The organism is Aquimarina sp., from assembly GCF_977115655.1.
On record NZ_CDSBKO010000120.1, the window covers coordinates 1 to 5,322 of the forward strand.

6 protein-coding genes are annotated in these 5,322 nt (G+C 32.1%); all 6 read left to right on the forward strand.

The annotated features are described in order from the left end of the window. On the forward strand, positions 1-675 hold a 675-nt coding region (locus tag ACZIYX_RS23480), incomplete at its 5' end, for a hypothetical protein (protein WP_462684704.1). A gap of 761 nt (positions 676-1,436) precedes the next feature. Next, a complete protein-coding gene (locus ACZIYX_RS23485; RefSeq protein WP_462684705.1) occupies positions 1,437-2,162 on the forward strand; it encodes a hypothetical protein in 726 nt (241 codons plus the stop codon). 254 nt (positions 2,163-2,416) lie between these two features. After that, positions 2,417-3,109: a helix-turn-helix transcriptional regulator gene (locus tag ACZIYX_RS23490; RefSeq protein ID WP_462684706.1), complete on the forward strand. Its 693-nt coding sequence runs from the start codon at positions 2,417-2,419 to the stop codon at positions 3,107-3,109. 73 nt (positions 3,110-3,182) lie between these two features. Next, the gene (locus ACZIYX_RS23495; protein WP_462684707.1) at positions 3,183-3,812 is read left to right on the forward strand and encodes a hypothetical protein; all 630 of its coding nucleotides are present in this window, start codon (positions 3,183-3,185) and stop codon (positions 3,810-3,812) included. 6 nt (positions 3,813-3,818) lie between these two features. Beyond that, positions 3,819-4,313 carry a YdeI/OmpD-associated family protein gene (locus ACZIYX_RS23500; RefSeq protein ID WP_462684708.1) on the forward strand — a complete coding sequence of 165 codons (495 nt, stop codon included), beginning with the start codon at positions 3,819-3,821 and terminating at the stop codon, positions 4,311-4,313. A 145-nt stretch (positions 4,314-4,458) separates the two neighbouring features. After that, positions 4,459-5,259, forward strand: coding sequence for a hypothetical protein (locus tag ACZIYX_RS23505; protein WP_462684709.1), 801 nt, complete (start codon positions 4,459-4,461; stop codon positions 5,257-5,259). Positions 5,260-5,322: the final 63 nt, after the last annotated feature.

Sequence of the window (5,322 nt, forward strand, 5' to 3'; positions counted from 1 at the left end):
AGATTTGTAATAAATATAATAGATATATGTGTACTGGTACACATATTCTATTGTTCTACGCAATTTGAACCAAAACCACGAATGAAAGAAACTTTTCATATTACTGGACTTTTTTATAAAACAGATGGATATAAATTCCGAAAAGTTCTGAATATTAAAAAAAAGGAATCGAACTTGAAAATTCCTGACTTAATGGTTGTGATGATGAATCCTGGAAAATCTCGACCCCTAAACGGGATTGAAAACAACAATTTAGAATCAGAAGCCATTCCGGACAATACTCAAAGCAAAATAATGGAAGTTATGTTAAATTGCGGGTTTGAATTTTCTCGGATTTTAAATCTTTCTGATGCTCGAGAAACAAGTAGCGGAAAATTTTATGAACTGATTTCATTATTTGAAAAGAAAAATATCGCTCACTCGATTTTTGATGAACGTAGAAAAGCTGATTTTGACAAATATTTTATCAAAGGTGTAAAAACAATACTTGCTTGGGGAGTTGACAATTCTTTGACTGAATTAGCAAAAAATGCAATTAAACGAATTGGAAATGAAAACTGTTACGGAATTAAAAAAGACGGGACTGAATTTGCGTATTATCATCCATTACCGCCAAATTATTACAAACAAAAAGAATGGGTGGAAAAATTAACTGAACAAATAAAAACTGCGTAGAACACCGTGTATAATTAATGGCTAGTTCTCGCCTACTTACGAAAATCCTCGCGGATTTTCTATTCAGTTTGTATTTACTAAATTAGGTGCTTAAACACGCCACTAATCATACACAAAGCCGTTAGGTTTAATTTCAAAAAGTCACGCAGACAAAACTTTCTAATTGGATTGGTAAAAAGTAGGATTGAAGGACGCTTTTTTATGCAGTAGGTGTCAATGGTAATTGGCACACTCAAAGTCTTAGCGATTTCATCGTGCAAATCAGAATTTGCAAACGTATGTAACGTCTAAAAGACTTTGGTGAAGGTATTGAAAAAAAAATGGAAAGTCAAGTGCTTATTTTTCAATAACGGAAGCACTACGCATAAAAAGTTGACAGATCTTTACGTTTTTTACCCCTCTGTCCCATTGTAGCCAACTCCACATATTACCTATATATGTAATAGGCTACACTGGCAATTAAAAACGTTTTGGGTTGCTGTTATTTTGGGTGCTTTTTGAAACACCGTTTTATTTGTCCCACTGGATGGAAAAGAAAAATTCCTTAGCTTTGGACAAATAAACTAAACATAACACTATGTAAGAATGCATTGCTCAAATAGTTTGTCTTCGCTATCGCTGCGCAAACGATTTAATCAAAGATGCTATCGCTCATCTTACACTTAGTGTTGGCAACCATAATGAAACCGAAATTTTTAATCATATCAGTTTTATCTATTGTAATTGGATTATCAAGCTGTGATTCGTTTGAAACAAGAAGCATGAATCAGCCAAGTAGATCACTTGAAGAGCTAAAAACCCTTGCCTTGGATAGTGGAGATATTGACGCTTATAACGAATTAGAAACTGCTTATTTAGATTATGAACATGGGTCTTTTTTTGATTATGCTAAACAAATGGCTGATAAACATAATTATCCACAGGCGTTTTATGACACGTATATTCAACTTTTAAAACATACTGATGCACCTGGGACAACTCTAAGTCTTGACAGTTGTGATGAAAACACAAGAAAAATGGCAATGAAATATCTACAAAAAGCCTATGATCTAGGATTTGAACCAGCAAAAGAAGAATTAGAAATGGTTTATCAAAAATACCAACGAACTAATAAATTGGAATCTGACTTCTTTGTATTCGATGAACAATTTGACCTAGTAACCTTTAACAAAAACAATAAATACCCATCATCAGACACCGACACATCAAAATGTAACTCTTGGATAATAGATGATAAAAATCTAAAGCAAATTATAGCTGAATCTAGATTTATCGAAGGACAAGAGTGGCATTATCTATTTAGTCATCTTCCTTGTCAATACGAGGGACAATTAAAACAAAAAAATCTGACGTATAAATTCACCATGAACAGCGGAGCTTGGGGTACAATCGAAAGGAACGATTCAATTAGATATTACGGAGTATTTGGCGAACAATTTGATAAATATTTCCTTACCGCAGTATGGCGTGAGGAAGATGAAAATTAAAAAACGGTTGCCAACACTCTGTATATTTCATGGCTGGCTAGTGGTTTTCGAGGCTTTGGTTCTTTGTAGAAATCCCGTCAATCTGCAAGATTGACTAGCTTCGGAGGACAAATTTAGCCAGTCAATCTTGCAGATTGACTACGTGGTAAATCGAAATTTCGCTACCTTGAATTCAGCCACGAAAATATACAGTAAACGTTACCTGCAAGCATAAAGCGACCGTGCTAAATCGAACATTCCAATAGAAAATTCAAATGAATGACACTACAAAAAGACTTTCACGACTAACGACAATTTTAACGCAACTACAAACAAAACGACTTTTGACCGCTTCTGAACTTGCCAATAAATTTTCAGTAAGCAATCGGACAATTTATAGAGACATAAAAGCATTAGAAGAAGCAGGAGTTCCAATTTTGACAGAAGACGGAAAAGGTTACTGTTTAATGGAAGGTTACAGAATTCCACCTATAATGTTTACGGAAAGTGAAGCCAATGCACTAATTACAGCAGAACAACTGATTTTAAAAAATAAAGACGCTTCGTTTGTAAAAGAATACCGTGAGGCAATTAACAAAATAAAATCTGTTTTGCGATACAACACAAAGGAGAAAGCTAATTTACTTTCAAATCGTGTAGTTTTTCGATACAACACAGATAACAATTCAACAAGTAGCTTTCTATCAACGTTGCAGTTAGCTTTGACTAATTTTAATTGTATTGAAATAAATTACTCAAACAACAAAAGCGAAATTACCAAAAGAATTATTGAACCTTTTGCACTTTACAATACACAAGAAAATTGGGTACTTGTAGCATTTTGCCAATTAAGAAACGATTTTAGGGCTTTTAGATTGGATAGAATTCAACATTTAAAAGTACTCAATAAACAATTTGAGCCACACAAAATGAAACTTCAAGAATATTTTGAAATGTGCAAATCATAAATTTAACCCTTGACATAAGGCTGTCACAACCTCACTATACTTTTGCAGAAGTATTAATTTTAAACTCAAAAAAATGATAAGAGTAAGCAATAATTTTGCAAAAGCAATGGAATTTACAAGTTTCAAGAAAAAAGAAACAGTAACAGATGATGAACTGATAAATGCAGTTATGAAATTTGAAACGGTATTAAGTAAACAAAGTGGTGTAATTTTGCATTGTTTGGTTCGTAACTTCAAAAACGACTATGCCAATGTACTTTTCGTAACTGAAATTGATGATTTAAAAAAATTAGAAGAAAACCTAATGCAACTTCAAGAAGCACAAGATTTTTTTAAATTAATTGATGAACAAAGCATTAAAATGACATTTCATAAAATATTGAAAGACGATTTTGAAATTCCAAATCATTTTTCGTGTGTGGAATGTGGAACTTTTGAACTTAAAAATGAAAATGAAAATCATAAATTATTGACAATATCAGAAAGTTTAGAAAAAGAGTATTTAAACACTTTTGAAAATACAAAAGCACATTTTATAGGTTCAGTAAAAGAAAATAGATTTTCGGAAATAACCATTGGTGAAACTTTGGGCAAAACCAAAGAAATATGTTTTGGTTATTTTAACAATCCATTTTGCAAACCATTGTTAGAAATGGCAAACGAAACCACAATGGAACTTGATTTTTGGTATTTAATAGCATAACAAAAAATGACAGAACAAATCCCATTGGTTGATAAAGAATACTTGCTCGAAAAATTTCAAGGCAAAGGTGGTTGGACATTTGCAAGAATTCCTGAAATAGCTCAAAACAAAAACACACCTTTTGGTTGGGTAAGAGTTCGAGGTACAATTGACCATTTTGAAATCAAAAATTATAATTTACAACCAATGGGAAATGACAATCTTTTTTTGCCCGTAAAAGCAGAAATCAGAAAAAAATTGAATAAAAAAGAAGGCGATTATGTTCACATAATTTTGTTTGCAGACAATTTCCCAACAGATATTCCAGAAGAATTAAAACTTTGCTTAATGGACGAACCAACTGCTTATGAAACCTTTTTAAACTATACAAATGGAGAACAAAAAACAATCATAGAATGGATTTATTCTGCCAAAACAGACGCAACGAAAGTAGAACGAATTGCAAAAACGATAGATAAAATAGCAGAAAATATATTGACCTACAAAAACGCCAGCAGGTAACATGGGTTTTATGCAAGTGGGGCTGAAGGAATTCTATTGAACTTTTCGCTATATTTGAACATTGGGATTTCTTATTCAGCTTCGGTGCTAAAATACCCCACCTGCATAAAGCCCAAAACCGTTACCACACATTAAAAAAAACTGAATGAAGAAACACGCCCTTTTAATATTGTTGTTAATTTTTACTTCACTTTGTTATTCTCAATCTGATACTTTACAAACTAAACTAAACTCGATTTTAAAAGAAGCTAATTTGCTTTATAATTATGAGAAAATTGCGTGGAATGCATCTGATTTATTGATGTCCAAAGCAAAACTCAAAAAAAAATATGGCGGATATGTTATCTATCATTCCAATGATACGATTTACGCATCATTCATAGACAAATCACAAAAAAATAGAATTGCTAAATACTCTTTTACAACATCTAATTTAAGTAAACCGTTTAACACAGATTTAGAAAAGAATTTATTATCAGATATAGAACAGGAATATTTAAATGTTAAAATCAAGATTGTTGAACAATTGTCTGATCCTAAATATAAAGTTGGTTTTCCAGAAGGTTTTAATCCAAATTTAGTTTTACTAAAAGAACAAAATGAATATAAGTTGTACATCATAATGGGTACTACAAAATCTGATTTAATTCCTTTCGGGAACGACTATTTGTTCCGATCTGATTTAAATGGAAAAATTACAGAGTGGGAAAAATTTCATTCTCGAATGATACCAGCCCAATCAAAAATGCCTGGAGGTGCTGTTGTAATATCTGCTATTCATTCACATTTAAAATCTACACCATACATTACCGCAACTGATATTTGTACTTTCAGACTTTACGGAAGTTTGATTGGAATGAAAGAATTTATGGTACTTTCTACTGCTTTAGGCAAATATTTTAAATATAATATTGAAACAAACACAATTGAAATTACTGAGCCATAAACGTGTGGTAATAACTAAGCATATGGCGTGCCGATAGGCCAGCGCTATATGCCTTGTTGACTG

Excerpts from the sequence above, each read along its gene's own strand:
- ACZIYX_RS23485 (WP_462684705.1), top strand. The coding sequence starts at position 1,437 with ATGAATCAGCCAAGTAGATCACTTGAAGAGCTAAAAACCCTTGCCTTG.
- ACZIYX_RS23490 (WP_462684706.1), top strand. The coding sequence starts at position 2,417 with ATGAATGACACTACAAAAAGACTTTCACGACTAACGACAATTTTAACG.
- ACZIYX_RS23495 (WP_462684707.1), top strand. The coding sequence starts at position 3,183 with ATGATAAGAGTAAGCAATAATTTTGCAAAAGCAATGGAATTTACAAGT.
- ACZIYX_RS23500 (WP_462684708.1), top strand. The coding sequence starts at position 3,819 with ATGACAGAACAAATCCCATTGGTTGATAAAGAATACTTGCTCGAAAAA.
- ACZIYX_RS23505 (WP_462684709.1), top strand. The coding sequence starts at position 4,459 with ATGAAGAAACACGCCCTTTTAATATTGTTGTTAATTTTTACTTCACTT.